Source organism: Nocardia sp. CDC160 (genome assembly GCF_035818795.1).
Lineage (GTDB): Bacteria > Actinomycetota > Actinomycetes > Mycobacteriales > Mycobacteriaceae > Nocardia.
In genome coordinates, this window is the sequence record NZ_JAYKYT010000010.1 from 115,756 (window position 1) to 138,177 (window position 22,422).

General features: G+C 61.5%; 21 protein-coding genes and 1 pseudogene. 11 read left to right on the forward strand and 11 right to left on the reverse strand.

Annotated elements, in window-relative coordinates; translation table 11 throughout:
• Positions 1-56: 56 nt before the first annotated feature.
• The gene (locus VMT40_RS37360; protein ID WP_326364392.1) at positions 57-3,017 is read right to left on the reverse strand and encodes a Tn3 family transposase; all 2,961 of its coding nucleotides are present in this window, start codon (positions 3,015-3,017) and stop codon (positions 57-59) included.
• 164 nt (positions 3,018-3,181) lie between these two features.
• Here VMT40_RS37360 and VMT40_RS39475 point away from each other — a divergent pair, with 164 nt between their 5' ends.
• Positions 3,182-3,424, forward strand: a complete 243-nt coding sequence (locus tag VMT40_RS39475) for a GntR family transcriptional regulator (RefSeq protein WP_442790126.1) — start codon at positions 3,182-3,184, stop codon at positions 3,422-3,424.
• A gap of 1,450 nt (positions 3,425-4,874) precedes the next feature.
• Positions 4,875-5,333, forward strand: coding sequence for a cupin (locus VMT40_RS37365; RefSeq protein WP_326364393.1), 459 nt, complete (start codon positions 4,875-4,877; stop codon positions 5,331-5,333).
• A 136-nt stretch (positions 5,334-5,469) separates the two neighbouring features.
• Here VMT40_RS37365 and VMT40_RS37370 read toward each other — a convergent pair whose 3' ends face one another.
• From VMT40_RS37370 to VMT40_RS37395, 6 genes are all read right to left on the reverse strand, one after another.
• Positions 5,470-6,294: a hypothetical protein gene (locus tag VMT40_RS37370; protein WP_326364394.1), complete on the reverse strand. Its 825-nt coding sequence runs from the start codon at positions 6,292-6,294 to the stop codon at positions 5,470-5,472.
• Between the two features lie 175 nt (positions 6,295-6,469).
• Positions 6,470-7,237, reverse strand: a complete 768-nt coding sequence (locus VMT40_RS37375; protein ID WP_326364395.1) for an HNH endonuclease signature motif containing protein — start codon at positions 7,235-7,237, stop codon at positions 6,470-6,472.
• 177 nt (positions 7,238-7,414) lie between these two features.
• Positions 7,415-8,550, reverse strand: a protein-coding gene (locus VMT40_RS37380) for an IS3 family transposase (protein ID WP_326364396.1) whose coding sequence is annotated in 2 segments (ribosomal slippage) — positions 7,415-8,286 and positions 8,286-8,550 — 1,137 coding nt in all. Because the reading frame shifts where the segments join, the coding sequence is not laid out codon by codon here.
• A gap of 214 nt (positions 8,551-8,764) precedes the next feature.
• Positions 8,765-9,325: a YbaK/EbsC family protein gene (locus VMT40_RS37385; protein ID WP_326364397.1), complete on the reverse strand. Its 561-nt coding sequence runs from the start codon at positions 9,323-9,325 to the stop codon at positions 8,765-8,767.
• 167 nt (positions 9,326-9,492) lie between these two features.
• Positions 9,493-9,654: a hypothetical protein gene (locus tag VMT40_RS37390; RefSeq protein ID WP_326364398.1), complete on the reverse strand. Its 162-nt coding sequence runs from the start codon at positions 9,652-9,654 to the stop codon at positions 9,493-9,495.
• A 139-nt stretch (positions 9,655-9,793) separates the two neighbouring features.
• Positions 9,794-9,979 carry a hypothetical protein gene (locus VMT40_RS37395; RefSeq protein ID WP_326364463.1) on the reverse strand — a complete coding sequence of 62 codons (186 nt, stop codon included), beginning with the start codon at positions 9,977-9,979 and terminating at the stop codon, positions 9,794-9,796.
• On the opposite strand from VMT40_RS37395, the pseudogene VMT40_RS39480 reads away from it, so the two are divergent.
• From VMT40_RS39480 to VMT40_RS37425, 6 genes and pseudogenes are all read left to right on the forward strand, one after another.
• Positions 9,954-10,188, forward strand: a pseudogene (locus VMT40_RS39480) (Tn3 family transposase); the annotation flags it as partial. The gene VMT40_RS37395 and the pseudogene VMT40_RS39480 overlap by 26 nt on opposite strands.
• A 206-nt stretch (positions 10,189-10,394) precedes the next feature.
• On the forward strand, positions 10,395-10,904 hold the full coding sequence (locus tag VMT40_RS37405) for an SUKH-4 family immunity protein (RefSeq protein ID WP_326364399.1): 510 nt from the start codon (positions 10,395-10,397) through the stop codon (positions 10,902-10,904).
• A 694-nt stretch (positions 10,905-11,598) separates the two neighbouring features.
• A complete protein-coding gene (locus tag VMT40_RS37410; protein WP_326364400.1) occupies positions 11,599-12,033 on the forward strand; it encodes a hypothetical protein in 435 nt (144 codons plus the stop codon).
• A gap of 216 nt (positions 12,034-12,249) precedes the next feature.
• The gene (locus VMT40_RS37415) at positions 12,250-12,654 is read left to right on the forward strand and encodes a hypothetical protein (RefSeq protein ID WP_326364401.1); all 405 of its coding nucleotides are present in this window, start codon (positions 12,250-12,252) and stop codon (positions 12,652-12,654) included.
• Positions 12,655-12,867: 213 nt separating this feature from the next.
• On the forward strand, positions 12,868-13,329 hold the full coding sequence (locus tag VMT40_RS37420) for a hypothetical protein (RefSeq protein ID WP_326364402.1): 462 nt from the start codon (positions 12,868-12,870) through the stop codon (positions 13,327-13,329).
• A gap of 184 nt (positions 13,330-13,513) precedes the next feature.
• Positions 13,514-13,930: a hypothetical protein gene (locus VMT40_RS37425; protein ID WP_326364403.1), complete on the forward strand. Its 417-nt coding sequence runs from the start codon at positions 13,514-13,516 to the stop codon at positions 13,928-13,930.
• A gap of 261 nt (positions 13,931-14,191) precedes the next feature.
• Here the strand turns inward: VMT40_RS37425 and VMT40_RS37430 are convergent, their stop codons facing one another.
• Complete coding sequence (locus tag VMT40_RS37430; RefSeq protein ID WP_326364404.1) at positions 14,192-14,515, reverse strand: WhiB family transcriptional regulator; 324 nt, start codon at positions 14,513-14,515, stop codon at positions 14,192-14,194.
• Between the two features lie 521 nt (positions 14,516-15,036).
• Between VMT40_RS37430 and VMT40_RS37435 the strand changes: the two genes are divergently transcribed.
• On the forward strand, positions 15,037-15,939 hold the full coding sequence (locus tag VMT40_RS37435) for a menaquinone biosynthetic enzyme MqnA/MqnD family protein (protein ID WP_326364462.1): 903 nt from the start codon (positions 15,037-15,039) through the stop codon (positions 15,937-15,939).
• Between the two features lie 820 nt (positions 15,940-16,759).
• Here VMT40_RS37435 and VMT40_RS37440 read toward each other — a convergent pair.
• Entirely contained in the window at positions 16,760-17,083 is a 324-nt protein-coding gene (locus VMT40_RS37440; protein ID WP_326364405.1) for a hypothetical protein, read from the reverse strand.
• A gap of 1,967 nt (positions 17,084-19,050) precedes the next feature.
• Here VMT40_RS37440 and VMT40_RS37445 point away from each other — a divergent pair.
• Positions 19,051-19,242 (forward strand): hypothetical protein, encoded by a 192-nt coding sequence (locus VMT40_RS37445; protein ID WP_326364406.1) that lies wholly within the window; start codon positions 19,051-19,053, stop codon positions 19,240-19,242.
• Between the two features lie 362 nt (positions 19,243-19,604).
• Here the strand turns inward: VMT40_RS37445 and VMT40_RS37450 are convergent, their stop codons facing one another.
• Positions 19,605-20,597 carry a GlxA family transcriptional regulator gene (locus VMT40_RS37450; protein WP_326364407.1) on the reverse strand — a complete coding sequence of 331 codons (993 nt, stop codon included), beginning with the start codon at positions 20,595-20,597 and terminating at the stop codon, positions 19,605-19,607.
• A gap of 230 nt (positions 20,598-20,827) precedes the next feature.
• Between VMT40_RS37450 and VMT40_RS37455 the strand changes: the two genes are divergently transcribed.
• The gene (locus VMT40_RS37455; protein ID WP_326364408.1) at positions 20,828-21,361 is read left to right on the forward strand and encodes a hypothetical protein; all 534 of its coding nucleotides are present in this window, start codon (positions 20,828-20,830) and stop codon (positions 21,359-21,361) included.
• Positions 21,362-21,596: 235 nt separating this feature from the next.
• On the opposite strand, the gene VMT40_RS37460 is transcribed toward VMT40_RS37455, so the two are convergent.
• Positions 21,597-22,166, reverse strand: a complete 570-nt coding sequence (locus VMT40_RS37460; protein WP_326364409.1) for a hypothetical protein — start codon at positions 22,164-22,166, stop codon at positions 21,597-21,599.
• Positions 22,167-22,422: the final 256 nt, after the last annotated feature.

A 22,422-nucleotide genomic window follows, 5' to 3' on the forward strand; every position in this document is an offset into this window, starting at 1 on the left:
AGACCGCGGACATCACTGTCCGGCAGCACCATCGGGGCCTTTGGGCGCGTGGTTGCCTATCCGCTGAGGGCGAGCCGGGAGCTCATGTTGAGCTTGACCTCGCCGTAGGGCAGTACGTGTGACCAGAACAGTGGAGTCAGGCCGCGTTCGTCCTCGGCGGTGAGCTCGACCGGGCAGTCGGGGTCGTCGAGGATGTCCTGGATCATAAAGACGTTGACGTAGACGAGCGCGGCTTGGCAGATCCGCAGGCACAGCACCGACAGCTCCTGTTCGTCACGCCTGTTGGACGCGATCTCGGCGGTCTTGCCGTAGTAGATGACCGAGTTCGCGCCGTTCCAGGACTCGACCACGTTCAGGCCGCTGTTGATCTCCCGCTGCAGTTCGCGACTGCGCAGGTAGCGGCATAGGAAGATGGTCTTCTGGACCCGGCCGAGTTCGATCATCGCCTGGTAGGTGGGGTGGGCGGCGTTGGCCTTCATAAACCGGCGCAGGATCGCCTCGGTGGAGGCGGTGCGGGTGCGGATCGCGGTGGCGTACTTCATCATCTGGTCGTACTGCTGGGCGATCAACTCCCACCGGATCGGTCGGGTCATGGCCGGTTTCAGCCCCGGCCACAGGTCGCCTTCTCCAGCGGCGGGCCGGTAGAGCTTGCATTTGTTGATGCGTTTGATCCGCGGCAGCAGATCGAATCCCAGGAGCTTGGTGACGCCGAATCCGATTTCGGATTGGCCGTGGGTATCGACATAGGAGGCTTCCACGTCCATGTCGGTGCCGTGGTGCATCGCGCCCTCGACCATGGCATGGACTTCGGAGGCCGAGCAGTTGAGCAGCTGGGAGTGGATGACCACCGAACCGTTGCGCTCGACACTCCAGTAGATGAGCACGCCGCGGCGGCCGTAGCGGGAGTGGTGCTCGGTGAAGATGTTCTGGTCGTAGGCCCCGAAATGTGTTGAGTCGCTGGCGATGGCGGTCGACGATTCGCCCCAGATCGAGGGTTTTCGGGCGGCGAAGGTGGCGTTGGCGATCTCGATCGCGATCCGCCGCGCTGCTTCGGCGTTGAGGTAGCGGCGGCGGGTGTAGCGGATGTCGTCTTCGCTGTGGCGGTCGGTGCCGCCGGCCACCGCCTTGATTCCGGTGTTGGTGCCATAGGCATAGATCGCCAGCAGAAGCCGTTCGGCCAGAACTACTTCGGGCAGATTGCCGCGGTCGGCAACCGAGGTGACCGTGCGCAGGCATCCGGTGCGCAGCACCGCTTCCTTGAGCATATCGATCAGCGGCACCACGCCCCACCGGGTTCCTACCTGGGCCTTCAGTTTCCGCAGATTGCGGGGTTCGGCGACGGGCGGCAGCGGTGCCAGTTTGATCGCACCGCGCTTGCGCTCCTTGATCTCCAACCAGGGACAGTGCGGCATGGCGGAGTGCAAGGCATCCAGTTCGGCGCGCATCTCGGTCCGGAGCCCGGTGATGAATTCGGTCGGGTCCAGGGGTTTGCCCAGCTTCTCGTAGTGCTCGATGCGGCGTTCCTCGAAGTCGACCGGCAGATCCTCGGCCGGGTTACGCCACTTCTCCGCACCCACGACCCAGATTTCCTTGCACCGCAGTTGATCCCGCAACGCCTGGAACGTCGCGATCTCATACACCATCCGCACCACCCGCCGGGTGCCGTGCTGGTCGTTCTGATACACCAGGTCCGCCCAGTCCCCGGACACACCTCGATGCACCGGCACCTCGTCGGCCGCCGGGTAGTAGCGCAGGCTCGTGCCCGCATACCGCCCGATCAGCTCGAGCGCGTCCAGCACCGGCCGATGGGTGGTGTTGTTGCTGTGGAACTCGAGCACCGACAGCAGCTTGATCAGCCCAGCCCGGTAGTGGTTGGTGTACGAGGAGCGCAGTGTGGCCTTCACGGTGCGCTGATAGGTCGGGCCCGAGGACTTGAACTCGGCCACCAGATCTCGCAACACGCCTTGCGGTGCGACTGGGAACACCGTGTCGCGCACCAATTCGTCGCCCGCGTCGACGGTAGCCTCGGCGACCTTGAACAGCAGATTCTCCTTACCTGTCACCCGTTTGAATTCCTTGATCAGCTCGTTGGTGACCCGGACCTCTGCGCGGGCATTGATCCGGTGCACCGTGGAATTGAGCAACTCGACCAGAGTGTCGGTGATCTCCCGGCAACGGCAGAACAGCAACGCCGCCAGCAGGGTCAGCTGCGTCTCGAGTGGATGATCACGCAGGTGGCTCGGCGATTCCACCGACGCGCGTCCGCGCCAGCCGGTCACGATCTTCGGCCCGATATCGGCGAATACATCAGCCGGAACCCCCATCGCGCGAACCGCTTCCAGCTTGGCGATCTCAGTGAGCATCGTGTTCAAGCTGACGTTGCCCGGATCCGACCGGATCGCCGCCAGCACCGCGCGCCCATCCTCCGTGTCACTCTCCGAGCTCTCCTCGTCGCCACTGCCGACAGGCGCGATCAGCGCCAACAGCCGAGCCCGGACCGGCTCCGGTAACCGGCCGCTGACCTGCGCAAACAGCAACTCTTCACCCCGGTGCAGTGCTGAGCGCAGCATCCGCTCGATCCGCCCGGCTGTGGGAGGCTCCACCTTCATCTCGCGCAGGCGCGCCAACAGGTGCTCACGCACCCGTTCGCCGCTGCGCTCACGCTGACTGATGTTCTCGACCAGCCATGCCACGGTCTCGTCGGCGTCGGTCGCGCTGCATTCCCGAAATCCCAGGGACTCCCGGATCTGGGCCCGGTGTGCCTTGCTGGTTCGGCCGGTGAAGTCGTAGAACGCGATCTCGGTCCGCTCCACACCCACCTGGCGTGCGATGTAATCGACCGCGGTGTCAGGGATTTCGGCCCGTCCGCGCGGAAACCGACCGCGCTCGGTATAGAACCGCAGCATCAGCCCGAATCCGAGCTTGGCCGCACCCCGCTTCGTCGCGACCAATTCCGGTTCCTTGCCCAGCAGCGTCCACCGGTCGATCAGCTCGTCCTGGTCCAGCTCCCTCATCACGCGCCGCAACCTACGCCCGCACCGACCAGCACCAACCCGCTTTTACAAGGGCTTCATGTACCAGGTGACACGATTCTTACCGGAACCCCGACATCTGGGCAGCAGAACTCGCCGCAGTGTCGGAGAGGGGAGGCCAGTAGCCCCGCGGTATCAGCGACTCGCGCATCTCATTCGGAAGTCGGTCCGGGTGGGGGGAGCTCCGGCCTGGACAGCAGCTACCCGCAGCGCGCGAACTCGCCACGCTTCTCGGCGTCAGTGTCACGACAGTCGTCAACGCCTACAGTGCACTGACGATTGTGCGCGACGGCCAGAATGTCGCAGATGCGCTGAAATCCTCGAGCATCAACCACAGACGGATTCTTCCGTATCACTGCTCGCACAGGTCAGACTTCCTCCGAGTGTCATGATCACGGACTTCCCCCCGCGTCGGCGTGGGTTTGAGCCGAGAGGCCCGGCTACCCATCTAAGATCACGTGACGAATCTATCGCTGTCAGGGTTTCACCAGACGGAGTCGCATCGGCTGTCCCTATACCATTTGCCCTCTTCGCGGACTAGCACGCATTTGCAGGAGTCTGCTCGCACATTCGGAAGGGGTCGCTATAACGAAACCCCGCGTTGTAGCTGGATCTTCGAATTGAAGACCTACTCTGACCTCCGATAACGTTCCCTTATCGGCGGTCAGAACCTCTTACTCAGCTCAACGACTCAAACCCTTTTCGTTTCGTTTGTTTCGTTCTACTTCACACGAAACAAACGAAACGAAAAGGGAACGGGTGCACGATCCAGCCCTTACCGCGACATCGTGTTCGGGGCTGCTACATGTACCGGCACCGACGACGACGTGCGCAACTGCCTCGGCGTCCCGAGGTTGGCGACCTGAAGGAAACGCTCGCTAATGGCATTCTGGATCCGTTTGCGACGCAACAGGGTTCGGTTCGATTTCGCCGAGTAGGCGCGGAGCGATCACGACCTCCGGGGTTTGCTGCACAGTGGTCGCCTTCCAGGCGTCGCACAACCGCCTGCGCCAACAGCGGTGGCAGCAGTGGCGAGTCGTTGGATTGGCCGTGGCCAGCACCGCCAAGCCCCCGGCCGTCGGCGTCGGTGGCCAGGTGGATCCTGGTGGTCAATCCCCTCGAGAACGCCCGATCACGTGATCGGCGGGAACACAGCCACTCACCTTCTCGTCGGCTGCACCCGGCAGCGTGCTGGCACCCGCACGATCGTCGAGCCAACCGAGACCTGGGTGGCAGTTCGACAGTTCAGATGGGCGGTCGAATCGCTGTGGGAGTGGGGTTCCTTCGACTGAGCCGGATGTGAAGAAGGATTCGAAGCTCTTCGGCCATCCTGCGCTAGAACCCCTTCGCGACGGATTCTTTTGAGAATCCCTCGATGAAAAGGCAGGGAGAGAAGGCCGAGCGCATTCGAAGCAGGGCCTTTGATGCTCACGGATCCAGTCTCGACAGATCATGTGTGTGCATCGCAAGACTTCCAGTCCAGCGTTCGGCCTGGGCGCGGAGCAGCATCTGGTCGTCGCGCTAAGTCTCATAGAGTCGCGCCGCAGGGTCATCGTCGCGTCCAACCCGGAAAGACTGTCAACTCCGGGAGAATCCCACGGGAAGCGACATCGGACGAAGGAATCTCTCGGCGCACCTCACCGTGACGCCGTTGAGTAGCTAACACCGTCATTTGACGGATGCCACGAGGGTCTCGCCCGATCCAGACTTCATTCAGGCGATCGCACCTGCTCAGCACCGATCGCCCCATCGGGCCGCCGACGCGGGGACCCCTTCGATCTCGTGGGCGAGACGCAGAGCAATCGGCACGCTGTACTCGCTGCTGAGCATTAGGAGGAGCAAATGAAATCGATTCGGGCCGCGCGGAACTCGTCCCGGTATGGGCTGCGCGCCGTGATTACTGGACTGGCGGCCATCGGTTTGACGGCAGTTATAGCGAGTCCGGCCTCAGCGACGCCCGCGGAGGGCGTCACCGGCACGGTTCTCGGCCAGATCAGCATTGGCGGCACCGACTATATTCTCCGCGAAATCACCATTGCACCAGGCGGATCCACGGGCTGGCATTACCACGACGGCCCTGTCTACGGAACGGTGCGCAGCGGCGTTCTGTCTCACTATCACTCCGATTGCACGCCCGACGGCGTCTACCATGCGGGCGAATCCTTGGCTGAGGCCCCCAGCGCCAGTTACATACACATCGGTCGCAATCTGGGATCCGAGCCCCTGGTGCTGGACGTGCTGTACGTCCTGCCCTCCCACAGCCCGCTGTCGGAGGATGTACCAGCCCCCACGTGCGCTTGATCAGAAGAGTCGCGGCGGCTCGGTGAACCTTCACAGCTCGTTTGCGGTCGCAAGATCGACTGGTCGTCGCGCGACGGTGGCCACAAGCTGCGATCGGCGAAGAAGGACCGTTCCCTGACCATGCTCGGCGAGCTGGCTACTCGGGTCGCTTAGAAAATGCGTTCGCCATCAGTTCAAGGACATCGTCATCGATCCACCCCTTGGCGAGCGGAATCCAGCAGTGCTCCCATACGAGTCGGTGTGCTACGACATCCGGGCATAGCCAGATGGCGATCAGCCGGAGTTTCAGGACCAGGATGTCGAACGTGATCTGCTTGGCCCCCAATCCATCGCAGATCTTTCGGAGCAGCGATCGCACCGCATGCTCGAGCACTTCGTCCGCGAGGTGCTGTTGGTCATCCCGTTGAGCGCGGCTCGGGCCTGGCGCAGTCCTGCCGTTAGGTGTTGCACCCCAATCGGTTTGGCGAGAGGCGCGGAATCGCTTCCACACTTCGTCGACCAGCCAATCAATAGCGCGATCCCGGAGCTTCTCGATGGCTCCTTCGGCCTCCTCGAGCGTCAGTACCAAGGCGCCGAGGACATCGCACCAGAAGTGGTCGGCGAGTCTGCGGTGTTGCGTCTTGCCTTGGAGCGTCCCGAGCATTTCGTCGGCCACCTCGGCGATCTGCCCGGCGAGGAACTTCGCTTCGAGCAATGCTGCTGGATTGTCGGCCAGCCACCGGACTGCGTCGTCGTCGGCAAGGCCGCGCGCAGCAGCGCGACCCATCTGGTTGGTGAATTTCGGTCGGCGATTAGCAGCCTCATTGCTCAAAGGGTCTGTAACGACCGTCTTCCACATTGTGCGTGCATCGCCAGCGCGCTGGCTTGCGACCCGCTCGTACCGCTGCACGTCCGCGGCACCGAGATCGCCGAACCCGATCGGCCGCTTCGGTGCTGGAAGGAGGGCATATGCCCAGTTCACGCGGCCCAAACCGTGGTTCGCTCCGCCGCATCCGCAGACGCACCCCTGCTTGTCGGCTATGCAACCCGCCTTGCCACTTCAGAATATCTGAGTTCGAAAGGCCACCAGCCTATTTCGGGTCTTCCGGCTGTCGTAAGGGATCCACTGCGGCTCAGCGGGGGCACAGCCGGCCAACCTACGATTTGGTCCATTCGTGATGGCGTTCTCGGGCTGTGGTGAGGAGCTGTTCGCGGAGTTGGTGCCGGGACCGTCCTCTGGTTTTGACGGCGTGGCAGTTGGGGCACAGGGCGATCATCTGGATCGGGTGGTCGCGACCACCCGTGGCGATATCGGCGATGTGGTCGACTTCGAGTACCGGGAGTCCGCAGTCGGTGACATCGGGCGCTCGGTTTCCGCAGCTGGGGTTTTCGCATTCCCCTTCGCTACGCAGGATGACCGCGCGTCGGGCGGCTGCGAGCCGGATCGGGTCGTGACTGGTTGTGGCCCTACGCTTTCCGTGGGTGGTCGATTCCATTGCTGAAACTGCGTCGACCAGGTCCTGGTAGACACGGTGAGGATCGGAAGAAGCGCTGGCAACGGAGGCCTCGGCGCCTGGTGGCGCGTCTGCGGCGATGAAGACACCATCCAGACCAACGTCGGCGATCAGGGAGGCGTGATCGATATCGTCGAAGAATTTGTCGACGACGGCAGCGATCACCTTGACCCTGGCGACACCGCTGGCGTGGAGCAACCGGTAGATGGATTCGGGAAGCCCGTTAGTTGGTTGTCGTTCCTCGAACCAGCGGCACAGGTCGGCGTCGCCGTGGGCGGATGGCACCGGATCGGTGGTGTCGAGGGTCCATAGACCCGCCTGACAGAGTGCGGCGATCGGATAATCGGGACGCGGATCGGACCGCTCGCCGTCTCTGCGGTACTGCGTCAGCAGCGATCCGAGCTCAGGCACAGGTCTGGTCCCAGCTCGTGAGCCGTGCTCCGCCGTGTTGCGCACGGCCGATAGCCCACAGCAGGACTACGCCTTGTTTGAGCATTGTCGCTTCCGGTGAGATTCTCGATCTGGCCGATAGCCCAAGTCCAGACAAGTCGGACGGAGCTGACTGGGCCCCGATGGCGGGTCCACCGGCTATGTGAGTTGTAGCTGTTGCTCGAACTCGGTCGGTGACCATTGCTGCCGGAATGCTTGCGGGGTAAGGAATCCCAGCGATCCGTGTGGCCGGTAACTGTTGTACTCGATGCGCCAGTCCTCGGCAAGGACCTGCGCTTCGGTCAGCGAATGAAACACCTCGCAAGCGAGGAATTCGTCACGGAAACGTCCGTTGAACGATTCACAGATCCCGTTCTGCCAGGGTGATCCCGGGTCGATGAAAGAGGCGTCGACGCCGGTGAACCGGCACCAGTCGGCCATCGCGTGCGCGGTCATCTCGGTGCCGTTGTCCATGCGGATATGCCTGGGTCTTCGACCTGTGTTGGCGATTATCTCGTCGAGGACGTCGACGAGCTGATCGGCGGTGCACGATCGGAAGGCCCTGGTGGCCAACGCTTCTCGCGTGAACTCGTCGACTATGTTGAGAAACCGGACCTGGCGGCCGTCGACGGTGACGTCGACTTGGAAGTCCAGTGCCCACATCTGATCCGGGAACGATGCCTTCATGCGTTGATTTCGCCCCGGCCCGATGCGGCGTTTCTTACGCACCCGGCTCGGTCTTTTCAATCCCTCCTCACGCCAGAGCCGTTGCGTCCGTTTATGGTTGGTGACCACGCCCTCGCCGCGGCACAGCGCATGGGCCTTGCGCCAGCCCCACCGCGGATGCTTGCGCGAGATCGCGCGCAACCGCGCCCGCAGCGCCCGCTCGATCTCGGCGACGGCCGGCGGTCGGCGTTGCACCGACCGCGACTGCCCAGCCACCCGGCAGGCACGCCGCTGCGACACCCGGAATCGTTGCTGCAGAACCACGACGGCCCTGCGGCGCCGGTCCGGGTTCAGTAGTTTCCCCGGTTCAGTTCCTTGAGCATGTCGATGTCGAGGGCCTGCTCGGCGACCATCTTCTTCAACCGCGCGTTCTCGCGTTCGAGCTCTTTGAGCCGTTTGGCGTCATCGGATTTCATGCCGCCGTACTGGGACTGCCAGCGATGCCAGGAGGCCTCGGAGATCTCGAGGTGTTTACACACCTCCTCGATCGAGAACTTCTCACCGAGCAGCTTCTCGCCCTCGCGGAGCTTGCGGATGATCTGCTCGGGGGTGTGTCGTCGTCGCGCCATGTCGTGATCTCGTCCTCCTGCACCCATTCTGGTGCATCAGAACTCTCACAACCGCTGGACCTGCTCAAAGGGCTCCAGTCAGAGCTGCGCCGAACAACTCGTCTGGCGGGCACAGACGGTGTCAGCCGCTGCGCAGTCGGGTCCGACAACACCAACAGAAACTGCACCCTCGTCGTCTATCGCCCGTGAGCGCCCACGTTCCAGGCGGCGGATGCTATGTAGCTGAATCCGGTTGATACGCCAGATCTTCGATAACCTCGGCGCCGGGCAGTCGCGTGAGCAGCGACCCCGGAAGGAGCAGCTTCGATCGCCTCAGGCCGGACCCGATGACAGCCACCTCGATAGTGGAAACACGACTGTCGACCAGGAGCCGCCACGATGTGGGCAGTCCGATCGGGGTGATACCGCCGAATTCCATGCCGCTCTCGCCGACGGCCCGATCCATCGGCATGAACGACGGGCGCCGGACGTCGAGGGTCTGCTTGACGATCTTGTTGACGTCGACTCGGGTGTCCGAACGGACCACGCAGGCTGCCACGCGTTCTTCGCCATCGCGTTTGCCCGCCACGAGAACGCAGTTCGCGCCCGCCGTCAGCGGCAGTGAGAATGCCTCCATCATCGCGGCGGTGTCGGCCAAAGACGGATCGATCTCGACAACGGCGAGGTGCTCGGCCTGCGGCCAAGCCGAAACCGCCTCGGCCACCGGGGGGGCCAGTAGATCCAGATGCTGGACGGCCGGCAATGACACCAGGCCATCGATCGTCGGCAGGCTCATGCGCTGATTCCTTTCGCGGTGACCACCGCTGGTAGCGGTGGGTATGAACTAAAGGTGTGACATGCATGAAGTTGCTGATGGAAGTCTCAGTGAAGCCTCGCCAAACCATACAGTGATGAAAAGTCTCTAGGGACTTCCGCTGGTGCGGGGGTAGGCCGCCACCAGAGTCAGCCCGCCCGCTCTTTCGCTTCACCTGGTAGCGAAATCTGCGACAACTCAACCGAACTCGGGGGCAGTTCCACGTCCTTGAGGCCCCAGTAGGCGTGGCGGGACGGGGTCATGCCGCACCCGGTGAGCTGGCCTGCCGGAACCGACTTCTTGCGGAGCACTTTCCGTACTCCCTTACTATCACGCGTCGAGCCTTTGGACCTTCCCAATCATGGGAGTCGAGGACTCACGTTGCGGCCGTGTCGGATTCGGTGAAGGCACGAACGCTCGTGCGAGCAATCCTGCGGCTTCGGAGGATCGCTAGACCAGGGGGAGATGGCAGACACCGGGTGCAGCCAAAATGACCGCGGCGATGGCCGCTGCGGCAGTGGTGACGATCGATCGAGGGGCCCAGGCACTGCTGAGGTTACCGACCAGCACGCCACCCACGGCACCAAGGTCATCGTTGCCACCAAACACGAAGGCGTGGTGTTTGACCTTGGCCACGATGCCGTGATCGCTTGGACCGCAGAGTATTACGGGCAGGCGGTCGAACAGATCGCCGGGAAGGCCGGCACGTCGATGACGAGGTACTGCGCACATTTCGCCTCAGCACGGCGAGAACATCAACTTCTTGGGCGCCGTCGAGGTCGACATCGACGCCGAACTCGGGCCGACCGGGGACCGGGTCAATGCGGGTCCGTGACACCCCATTTCTGATCAATGTTCGGGCGAGTCAGCTAGACCAGTATCACGTCTGGGTCGAGCCGCGTCATCGTGTGGGTGTCAACGAGTTGACTTCCATAGGACCGGCTGGATGGGGAGCGTTGCCGCCTATGGGGACAGCGGTCTCAGGCCATGCACTTAACTGTGGTTAGCGAAATGACGAACGCTGACCATGGAGTTGCGCCTCGTGAGCTGGTTGAACGACGATCTCATCAAATCTGTCGTAGCGATCTGGGGAGATCATCACCTCGACGTACTACCACCGGGACAGGTGTATCTTGGTCTGTCCGCGCCGACTCGCGAGTTCCTCACTACCGTGGGTCTGCCCACGGTGGAGGTCGGTAGTTTCACACCGCTGCCGGTCGGCGGTGTCCTCGGCTCCAAGTATGTGGGAGACCGGGAATACGTCCCGGTGATCAACGATGTTTGCGGAGACCTCCGTTTCGCCGTTGAGGTGCGCAGCGATCGCGTGTTTTGCCTCTTCGACAATTCGACCGAGGTGTACCTGGCCAACTCGAACCTTGGGCTGTTCGTCATGTTCGTCGGCAGGTTCTACCGAGAGTTGTGGGAGCTGGCCGAACCCAACGAGGAGAACTTGAGCTCGGCCGTGGGCTCGATCGTCGAGGGTCTGATGGCCTTCGACCCGCTCGCGCTGGATCGCGACGCCTGGTGGACGACATTTTTGGCCCAGGCATTGGAGATATGACCTTCCCAAAGTCGAAGACACGGGCTTCCTCGATTTCGAACCCGCGCCGCGGCAGGTGGCGCTCACCCCAGGTCGGAGGCCGCCGAATATGTCAAGGTTGCCGTGTACGCTTCAATGTCGACCTGTCGGGGGTTGAATGACGCTGCGCTTCAAGCGAATCGGTTACGGGCGGGTCTCCACCCGCGAAAAGCAGCCCTCAGCCAAAGTACTACGACGCGTTCACCGCAGGCGGCTGCGAACAGATCTTCATCGACAGGGCCTCCGGCAGGCTCGCCCCGCGGTCCGAGCTGACCACGGCGCTGCTGATCGCCAACCGGCCCCAAGGCCAGCTGGTGGTGACCAAGCTCGGTCGGCTGGGCGGACAGACATTCGAAACACCGACTCCCCGCCGGCTACTCGATTCGTCGATGGAGACGATCGCCTCCGATAATCCTTCGCTGGGCGTCTGGTCGCGCAAGCTCGTAGACGCGGCTGCACACCCGACACGACAATCGAAGTCACTGCCAGAGGGTGGGGGCACCGGGATCACCGAGGCATCAATCGAGCCGGTTCTGCGGATGGCTCACACGGATGCCTTGGCGTGCGGCTGGCAGCCTGCACTGTGTCGTCGGCTGCGTGTCGTCGGCTGATGCAGTGAATGTGTTGTTGCCAGCATCGGGAAGTGATACTGGCCGAGTCGGGTGATACTTCAGCGGTGAGCATCATTGTCGAGTTTTTCATCGCACCAGACGACCATGCTGCGGCCAGTGTGGTGGACGAAGGCCCTGACGGTGTGTTTCCCACCATGACCTGCGGTAACTTCCTTGCCGATATCGCCGTCACCGACTGGGAATCGATCTTGCTCGGCACTGACGCCGACGGTGCGAGCTCCGGCGGACCGCGGGTCGTTGCCATGCCCGATCTGGATTCGATCTTGCAAGTCTTCGCACTTTCCCCTCAACTCCAGACGGCGTTGGCCGATATCGATCGCGACGCGGTCGACACGGTCGCGCACCAGTGGATCGCCGAGTACGGTCAGAAATATCTGGGATTCGAGCCGGACAAGGCGTCCGAGATCCTGTGGGAGCTCACCGCGATGGCACGATCCGCAAACACACAGAAGCAGTCGCTCTACTGTTGGATAGGCTGACCCAGCCCTGATTCCGAATATCAGAGTCGATGATCGGTTGGCTCTCTTGAGTTTACACCCGCACCCGAACTCTCGGCGATGGCCACCTTGAGCCAGAGCACGTGGGTGGTCTTGTGCGACAAGGGAAACGGACTGACAGGGCTCGACTGATGGGTGTCTCCGTCTGTGGGAATGCTCTCGCCAGCTGCCGGCGAGCCGCACCGATACCGTCACGTGGTGGGAGAGTGCAGTACCGAGCAGGTATGCCGGATAGTTGAGTCAAATGTTGGGCTCGCGATCGAATTCTTTGACTTGTCAGACGTGATCGATGTTGGGCTGAGCAGGGAATCTCTCCAACGGGTTGAGGATGTGATCGAGCGGATACGCGCCGCACCAGGATGGGATCCCGAACCGGAAGTAGTTGCAGATCTCGCGTTACTGGTCGGCTCGTTGCTGGGAGAGTGCGTCGCCGTCGACGCCGTCGGCCAGTGGAGCCTCCGTGATAGCGGTGTGCTCGGCGTGGAACTGCCGAATGGGGAGTTTTTCGATCCGTTTCACGTGGCGCAGAAGGCAATACGCCAAGGTGTCGAGCATGGCGAGTCGATCGTGCGTTTCCACTGTGTGATGGTCGATCGTGGTTAGCGCCATTCGGGTCGCTCAGTGAATTGGTGGATCATGCAATTTGACCGACCTGGCTACCACGACCACCGCTGCACTCCGATCGTGCCCCTAGGTAGGAAATGACACGGGACACGATCCGCCACAGATGACAACGACCCCGCCGAGGCGCGACCTTTACAGGCCCTGACCATGAGCGGCGGCTAGGAGCCTGTGAGGGCTCCGCGCAGTGCACCTATGAGTGCATTGCTGAGAATCGATCCGCCTGTGCCGGAGCCGAAGTTGATCGAAGGGCCGGTGAACGACGAACCGCCGGTGGAGGATCCGGTGGTTGACGATCCTCCACTCGAGGATCCAGTCTGTGTTGAGTCGGTGGAGTTCGGGTTGGTTGGGGTGTCGCTCGGTGACGTCGTTGTACCGTCACCGGTGGGAGTGATCACAGGTACGTCAGCGGTAGCGGAGGTCGCCGGCAAGACGAGGGCGCCGACGGTTGCACCGGCGAGAATTCCCTTGCGGATCAGGTTCATTTTGATCATCGATAGGCCACCTTTATTGCATGTTCTGGTCTCGACATCGGGCGAGTCCGACTGTCGGCGTCTGCTTTTTCCAGCTCGATCTGTAGGTGTCACCACCGAGAGCACTGGCATGCCAACGAGGCGGCCAGCCGCTTCGGCGATCGCACTGCTCGCCGAAGCTTGACAGATACCGGAAAGATCAAGCTTCCCAACCCTGGGAAGACATCTCGGTGACTGGCACGACGGCCATCTGCAAATAAGCCTCAATCCGGCAACCATTCCCATCAATGGGAAGACCCGGGGTTTCAATCGCGACATATCATTTGGCCCGGATACATAGGATTGGATTGTGATGGAAGGCGCGCACTATGAAAACTGTCCGTAGTCTGGCTGCAATTTTCTTGGCCGGCTCAGCATTCTCGCTGATTCCCATGGGGGCTGCGCACGCTGCTTCAGCGGGCGATGCAGCACAAATATGCGGCTCAGGCTACTGGCCAATCGATCAGGTGACCCTGGCCGGCGCCGTCATTTATCTCTCGTATGACGGAGGAACCGACTGTGTGGTAACGATGAAAACCGCGTTTGTCGGGCAGCTGACGAAAACCGAGGCAGCCGTCAAGCTTGCGGGAACAAGCAGCGGAAAGAACGACACAGGCCAATACTATCAGTACGCCGGTCCGGTTCGTCTCTACGCACCGCATCAGTGCATTCAGTGGGGTGGAGCAGCATTGAATCCGGACGGGAGTATGGGAGGGGCATTGAGCCCCGCATCACATTGCGGATAGCAGCAACACTTATTTATTAGACGCCATAAACGATCACATCTGCGAATATCAGCAAGTCCAGTACACACCCGCCCCGGCTCCGAAACCCCGAGGCCGACTGACGAGCGGCTGCTGAAGATGAAAATGACGTGGTAACGACGTTACCGCGGCCGCGTCAGCTCCGCCCGCAACATCGCCAGGCAGGGGAGTACTGGAATTTGGTACGTCCACCACGTCTTCGGACACGAGCTGTCGAAGAATCAATTGCGCGGCGCGATCCGGTTACAGGTCAAGTCGACTGCTCCGGCGCCGCTGAAGCCTCGGCGATGAGCCTGTGTTCGCGTACAGTAGTTTCTGAAGGTCGTGTTCGGACATCCCTCCCCAGATTCCGTACGACTGTTTAGTAGCCAGCGCGTATGCGCGGCACTGATCCATTACCGGACACCGGTTGCAAATCTGCTTTGCACGACGTTCTCGGGCCACTCGAGCCCGGCCACGTTCGCCGTCAGGATGGAAGAACACCGCTGAATCCATACCTCGACAGGAACCGAACGATTGCCATGGTTCGTCATCTATCGTGGGATCGGCACTCCTGACCGTGGGCATGGACGCTCCTTGGAAACAATCAATTCATCTGAGGATAGAAGATCCCCATATTTGAGAACTCGCCCGAGGCGAACCGTGCGCCACACGTCACCCGCAGGACGTGAGGGCGTATTCGGAGCTTAACGCGAACGGTCAGCTCGGGGGACTGCCGTCGTAAGCCTGAGGTGTGCAACGAATCTACGCCGAGTTCACATCCTGGCAGGTTATGGACCATATCCCTGGCACGCGATGCTCGCCCGTGTGCCCCCCACCGACACTCTGCAGACTCGCGTGCTGTATTCCCACTGTCGGGAAGCGAGAGATTCTGCACCAGAATATCGCAATCGACCCGGCCACCAGGATATCCGGAGATGGATCATGGGCATCCCGGCGGCGGATGGAGCTGCGACGGGATGCCTCGAACAGCTCCCTCCAATGTCCAGCGCTCGATAACCATCGATTTGGAGGTCTACAAGTTGTCCGAAGTTGAGTTGGACCCACCCGCCTTAGAACGGCGGGAAACAGTCCTCCGGTCGATTGCGTTGAGTAGCCGTCAACTGCCGATCGGTCGCCATCCGATACGAAGACCACGCGTAGGGCATATAGAATTTTTGAACTGTTTGCCGCTGTCCTGGGGGCTGGGGAGAATTGGAAGTCATCTTCGGTTGCAGCTGACCGTCGCTTCCCCGGACCGCTTGAGCGAATCATTGGTCACAGGTCAGCTCGATATCAGCCCGATCAGCGCCTTCGAGTTTCTCCGACATGCCAGCGATCTGATCGCTCTATCCGGAATCGCGATAGGTTGTGATGGTCCGGTCATGTCCTGCCTCATCATCAGCACAGTCCCCTTGGAAGATCTGGGTGGTGCCACGGTCGCGCTCGGGAGTACCAGCCGCACATCGGTTCAGTTGGCCAGGCTTCTGCTCCGCGATGTTATCGGCGTCTCCTGCCACTACGTGACGTGGGCACCGGATCTGGAATCAATGCTGCGTGTCGGTTCGGCCGCGGTGATCATCGGCGATAGCGCGTTGAGGGCAGCCGACGCAGCGATTCGCCGGGGGTACTTCGTCTATGATCTGGGCCAGATGTGGCGAGATTGGACAGGGCTTCCCTTCGTCTTCGCCGTTTTCGCGGTACGGCGGTCATATCTGGATTGCAATGCCGAAATTGTTGACTCGGTCCATAATGACCTACTTGCCGCCCGTGATCTGGCGCTCGCGGAAATCGACGAGATCTGCCGCGAGGTAGCGATGTGGGACGCAGTGGACGAGACTACACTTCGGCAGTATTACACGTCGGCACTCGACTTCTCGTTCGATCAGCGACAACGTCAGGGTCTCATCGAGTTTGCTCATCGTGTCGCCGGCGCCGAGGCCGGCTTCGCGGCCGATCTGCCGTTCGATGTAGTCGAATCTGCGCTGCCGGAACCAACTGACCTGCGCTAGCTCCAGACTGGACGAAGCATGTCCGTCCGCCAAGGTCAGCCGCAGCACAGGAGATCGTCAATTGATCGCCCGCACTAGATTGCCAGCAGTGGCAATAGCGAGGCCGCTGCGCGCAAGTAGTTTGTAGAGGTCGCGGGTGGGATCTGATCCCATCTGCGTTGTCCGCCACGGTCGATCGTGTGGACATTAGCTCCGATCTTGAAGGGCTCGCACAATGAACCCGTTTGCCTTCCGAACTGTTGTCACTCGACCTCTCGCATGTGCAGCATTGGCGACAGCCGTTGCTGTCTCGCCCGTTCTGTTTGCAGAAACGGCGCTTGCGGACACCGCGTTCGATCCGCCCTCAGCGCAAGGCTCAGCGTCGGACCAAAATGGTGATTCATCTGTGGAGCAGGAGGATTGGGCAGATCCGGCAGGGATCTATTCGGGCTTTCACCGTGATCCCCCCTCGGGTACAGATGGTTGGAGAGGCTCGGTTCCGGCCTACCCCGGGTATCCAGGATGCGACCATTGGCCGCCTCGACACGGCCTCGTCCCGGGTCCTCCACCGCCCCAGCCGCCATTCCTATTGGCGCCGCCTGCGGGCGGCAGTAGCGGCAGTGCCACTATCGCTTGGTGGTAAGCCGGGATTCCGGGCAAGCGTGGCTCCAAATCATTTGGCAGCCACGGTCTGCACAAACTGGCCATGTTGAATCCGGTTCGGCCCTCTTGAACCTCCTGGAAGTGCCGATAGGCCGTCCGCGGTGTTGTCAACAGTCGTGCCGCGTGCCTGGTGGACTTCTGTTCCGACCAGTGGTTGGCCGGAACATCAATGGCCACATCACGATCCAAAGGACGAGGGATTGTCTTGGTCATAGGAGGTCGGAGCGCCGTTGGCTGACCTGGCGATTCTCCGTTGGCCCGCCTGATCTGACCTCCTATTCAGTTCTCGACAGTTGCCGATGTTGTACCGGGGTTGGCGACCGACATTGGCGAAGGCCTCAGTGGGGCTGCCGTCGCGTAACAGCGGCAGGGAGCGATCGAAATCCCACAACAGACCACCACCGCCAGAGGGGATCATCGTTGAATCAGCCACTGCGACAACAAAATACACGACTCCGGCGTCGCGCCAGGTCGGATCGACAACGGTGCCGTCCAGCGTCACGCACCACGCATGCTCAAGCGGCAGTCCACTGGCAACGCTAGGGGTCGCGAAGCCTTCGGCATACACCAGACCGCGCCCGCGCCGACGCGCACGGTGGCAGCTGCGTTCTCGTAACAGAACCGGTCGGGCATCTTGGTGATTCCAGCAAGCCGAGGAGCGGGAATGAAAACATCGGCCCCACTCCAGCAGGAGGCGGATCTGTATACCCGTCCGGGGTGTCCATGGCCGGCCGTCGTACTGACTTCGGCGACCATCCGAACATAGTTGAGGACAACCTTCTCGATCTCGCTGTCCTGATCAACATCTCGTGTGGTCACACAGCCTCCGGGTAGCACAGCACTTCGACTAGTCGGTCTGCCCGTGTCACGCAGGCCGACTTACAGTGTGTCACCTTGATCCGGCGGCAACTGTCGACCGAAGGACGCGACGTGCCGGCTTCCCGTCACGCCAGAACAAACGACCAGATCAGACCCAACCCCATTCCACCGGACTCATCAGCAACTCTGGGCCATTGACGAAACGGGATCAGTTTGTTTACAGGCACTCAGCCCTCAGATCCACGTCGTATGGTCCGAGTTCGGGTCTGCCGATGTTGGTCCGCGAGGCGAGCGAAACACTGCAACCACGACGCCAGCGCAGCTGAGGCCAGCTGCGGCTGTAATGCCGACGGAATTCCCAGCCGTGGGAACATGAGGCGACGTGGAGCCGATTATTGTTCCGAGCAAATGCGAAAATCCCTGAGCCAAAAGACAGGTATCCATCAATGTCTCTCGTTCAATCGACAACACGAGTTTTCGTCGCCGCAGCCGCCATCATCGCAGCCTCGCTGACGGTTGGGGCGAACGCCAACGCGGCATCCAGCCCCGAAGCGACCTGCGGCGCGGGTTACTACGAGATCGATCATCATGACCTCAACGATGTGGTGGTCCACCTGCTGTACAACGGGTCAACTGACTGCGTTGTCACCTGGAAAACCCAGAATTTGGGGACCAAAACCTGGGCCTCGGCCTACGTAGGTACTGCCGTACCTCCAGTGCCTGTTCCGCTAGGCCGGACTTCGACAGGCGATGCGGACTTCGGCTTGTATTCCTATTACGCTGGTCCAGTCTATTCCTATGCCCCTGGTAGGTGCATCTACTGGTCTGGGGCTGGAGGGGTTGGAGGTAACGACAGCTTCGTCGCCGGGCCCGATCACTGCGGGTGATCTTCGCGACCAGTTCATCGTGTACACGAGCTTCGTCTCCGGGAAACTCGCGGGAATCTTCGGGGGCGGGTGACTTGATGCCGACCAGCATCGAGGGAACCTTGTTCGAGCGCTTGCACAAAAATTTGGCAGCGGACGGAACTTCAGCACTTCGAGCTCCGCGGGTCACATTCACTGGTCCTGCTCTGACGTAACACGAGGTTTCGTTGTTCGACTGGGCCTCGAATATAAGGGAGGCCGTCTTTGCCCGGTATCGCCATCTGCGCGACACCGGGCGAACTGATCCCCAGGGTTGAGAATCGGCATTTCTTCTGGATCGCACGCATCGCGACGAGGTCCTGTCACGAGCGGACGCTCCGTCACTGGCGAAGGCGTATTTCGAGGCGTTCGACCTTAACCTCTTTCGACTCCATGGTCGCCGTGGCGGCCCAAGTGGTCAAAGACCTACGAGGCGCCACTCTCCGACCTGAGCTGGCTCCGTGAGAGGGTGCTCCGCAAGTAGTCGCCGGGAGTCGCCCGACAAACAAAGGGAGTCGACTCATCGGATAGCGGATTCAGCTCGACCGTAGCCGGGTTGACCGAATAGATCCGAGTGCTGGTTCCCCCGCGCCGACCGGCACTAACGCAATCAGGGCGTTGCGGATACGGGCGCGAGCGCACATCCGGGTGTGGTGAGCGGTGCCACTGCCTAAGTTCTAGATTGGTTGTGGCGTATGGGCGTCACGTAGAATCGGACCGATTGGAACTGTGTCGACTGCGTGTGGTGCTGGATCCGATCTCCCGCTGCGTCCTGGGCTGGTCGATCGCCCGCCAACTGCTGGTGGAGTCGTTCGGCGGCGCCCTCGAACATGGCCCGCTCGTGGCGACGCCGGGGCCAAAGGTCAGACTCGACAATGAATTTCAGGTCCAGACGTTCGGACAGGTCGGCATCGGCGGTCGGGATCGAGTGGCATGAATGTAGCGTCGGGGGAGTGGAGACGGCTGATTCTCATGCAGGGGTCCGCAGGGCAGAGGCTCGCGCGTCGCTGCAATCTCGCCCGAACCCGATTTGCCGAAACCCACGGCGGGCGTGGACCATTTGAATCTCCGGCTCGAGTGCTAACGAAGCAGATTTCCCAGCGCCAACAGGATTGCAACCAGCAGGTTGTTGCTAGCCATCGTCTTCCTCGACTTTCTGGCGGTAGTGGCGAGCGTCAGCTGGATGCGAGGCGCTCGGAGGAAGAGTAGCGATTCGCGGCACGACGGCCGAGGTCTCCTGCTTTCAAGGCTGGGAGGGAACCCACGCCAGCCGAGAGGCTGTCGCGCGCTGGGTCGCAGTCAGCGCGGGGAAATATGCTCCCAGTGCGTCCCGGAGGCGCGCACCTCGGCGATGCTCCTGCCGCGCCTGCGCTTGAACAATGCACGTAGAGTTCCGCGGTTCAGGTATCCGACCTTTATCGCGATCGCATCGATGGTGAGGGTCGTAGTTCTCAGCAACCGGCCCGCTCTGTCGAGGCGGATTTCGTCTACGAGGTCTCTGGGGGACATCCCGAGTTCGGCCTGGGTGGCGCGCTGCAAGCTTCGTGTTGTGGTGCCCAGTTCCCGGGCGATGTCAGATATGGCGAATTGTTCGGCGAGCCGATCTCGGACCGCCCGCTCGAACGCGGCAACCAGCTTGTCGCCGCGGGCCATGACCTCGGGGATCGCGTATTCGCCCTGGGTGACACGATCTCCGACCATCATGTATCGAGTAACGAGCTCGGCCAGCGTCGGACTTACAGGCGCGATAAAAGACAGAGCCAGGTCCAGGTGCGACAGAACGGCACCTGCCGTTGTCGCCCCAGTCGAGCGACACAGTGTCAAGCCCTCGCGTACATCCACATTCGGATATCGGCGGCGGAAAACGGGGCCGAGCCACCAACTCGTCGTCGCCTGACGACCATCGAGCACACCGGCCTCGGCCAGAAAGAACGTCCCGGTGCAAGCGGCCGCCAGGTGGACGGAATTCTGCTGCATCGCAGAGATTCGTTCAAGGAATGGCTGGTTGACGGGAGACGACACCATGTTGATGAGGCCTTTGGAGTCGAGGACCCCGACCGCCGGCATGATCATCACGTCAATCGCGTCGCCGATGGTGTCCAACGGCACCGTCGGCACCAGGTGGCCATGGCCGGTACGAATGTTGGATCCGAGTGCCACAGTTCGGACCCGCCACGGCTCAGGCGGATTTTCCAATTCGTCTAGCAGGGCGTTGGCCATGTTGAAGGTCTCAAGGACTGCGGTGAAACCGAAATCGGCGACTCCGTCGAGGACGAAGACTGCGATGTCCATGTCGTGGACAGTATCAAACATTGCTGATTGCGACAGAGGGTGAGCAGTGGTGACATGCCGGAGTTTAATGCATAGATATTGATATCTACAAATCATCGGTTCATTTGCAGATCCCCAGGAGTGACGAGTATCGGGCCGTTATTTAACGGTACGCTATCTGATGTAATCATTGAGATCGTCGTACGAGTCGCTGTCGGCCCGGAACGACAGGCAGCGAAACGGAGATATCGATGTTCGCGTCTGCAAAGTCACCTTCCCGCAGATCAAAACTCCACTGGCAAGCTCGCGCTCTATCGACGGCGGCCATCGCGCTGGGGGGGCTCATCCTCGCCGCCCCGACGCCGGCCACAGCAGACATGTCACACGCAGGATGCCTGTGGGCAGGCGCCAGTTTTCATCAGGGCGATACCGTCTGGGCTGGCGGCTGGGCCTTCACATGCGATATGAACGAAAGCGGTGCGCCACAATGGGTGCACAATGCAGCCGAGACGCACTTCGACACTGTGCTCAGCCCCGGTACCGGAAATCCGTACGGCCAGTTCAGCCCCGGCGCTCTACAGCCGGGTACCGACTACAACGACTATTGCGTCGGTAGCCAGTTGATCGAAGGCCCAGACGACCTCTATGAACTGGATCCCGCCGGGGGCGCACTACGCTGGCGATCGTTCGGACCGATCTCACGGTGGAAATTCAGCACTCCGGCGGCACGGCCGACGTCGACCTGGCGATCATCCAGTATGTGCATCGACGGCGTGTTGTCCTAACCGCCCGCGAAGCGTGACGGGGGAACCAGTCATGCAGCTTGACATAAGGTATCTTATCGGTACACCAATTATGTTGCTGCGCAACAGATTGCAATGGATCTACCGCCGTTTGGACATGCCGGCGATTCGGCTTGAGCAAAGGTTGGGCAGCGCGGTTTCGGTTGGCTTGGGGCTCTGTTCGATCCGCGCGCACCCATTCCGTGATTCATTCGTCCACCGCGAGTCTCAACTTTCGTCAAGTGACGAAATGGCGGGCAGTGCCGTGACCAAGCTTTGTCAGGTCGTAGATGGACTTCTCGCGGACCAGTGGTGCCCAGAGGACATTTGCGGCGGCGTGCGAGCGCGCCCGGCGTGGAAAAGCGGTCACGAAATCGGTTGCCGGGCGCGGCGTACGACCGGCACCCTCTGCAGGGATGGTCAACATCGGATCGTGCAGATTCGTTGACATGTAGCGCAAGTGGTAACGACAACAAACGGGGTGGGTCAGATGCGCACGGGGATGGCATGGGCTGGTGGGATCGTGATGGCAGGGGCCGCAGGGATGGCGGTGCGCTACGCACGCCGCGTCACCGCCCCCGACCCGTCCGCGCCGGCGACTAGCGCTACCACGCCTGCCGAGGGCAGCAGCGGCAGAACTGTGGTGGCCACGCCACCACAGCCGGAACGGCTCGACATTGATAGGGAGACCACCGATCGGATCGCGGCTCAGATGCACGGGCAGGCCTGTATACAACTGCAGATGATCATCGGGTGGGACCAGGCGGTCGATCATGGCCGCGGCGACGATGTCGTCGCCGAACACCAAGTTACTTGCCGCTCCTGGTGGCAATGCTTTGCTTGCGGATCTTGATACCGAGTTTATCGGCTTCGCGGCGGCGTTCCTCTGGTCCTTACGCTGTGCGGAGTCAGTTGCTCGACGCGCATGGTCTCCTGCGTCAACGCTCCCATCTCACGCTCGCAAAACAGCTGAAAGTCCCTCGTCGTCTTCAAGCCCCACGGCGCTGAGCCAACCGATAGCACCGCGCCCCTTCCGGACGCCCGCAGATGAACGGATGGGCGCG

What these genes read in the sequence shown, in the direction of transcription:
- VMT40_RS37365 (WP_326364393.1), top strand. Translation starts at nt 4,875, where the DNA reads ATGAAATCGATTCGGGCCGCGCGGAACTCGTCCCGGTATGGGCTGCGC.
- VMT40_RS37385 (WP_326364397.1), bottom strand. Translation starts at nt 9,325, where the DNA reads ATGAGCCTGCCGACGATCGATGGCCTGGTGTCATTGCCGGCCGTCCAG.
- VMT40_RS37420 (WP_326364402.1), top strand. Translation starts at nt 12,868, where the DNA reads ATGAGTGCATTGCTGAGAATCGATCCGCCTGTGCCGGAGCCGAAGTTG.
- VMT40_RS37425 (WP_326364403.1), top strand. Translation starts at nt 13,514, where the DNA reads ATGAAAACTGTCCGTAGTCTGGCTGCAATTTTCTTGGCCGGCTCAGCA.
- VMT40_RS37430 (WP_326364404.1), bottom strand. Translation starts at nt 14,515, where the DNA reads ATGCCCACGGTCAGGAGTGCCGATCCCACGATAGATGACGAACCATGG.
- VMT40_RS37450 (WP_326364407.1), bottom strand. Translation starts at nt 20,597, where the DNA reads ATGGACATCGCAGTCTTCGTCCTCGACGGAGTCGCCGATTTCGGTTTC.
- VMT40_RS37455 (WP_326364408.1), top strand. Translation starts at nt 20,828, where the DNA reads ATGTTCGCGTCTGCAAAGTCACCTTCCCGCAGATCAAAACTCCACTGG.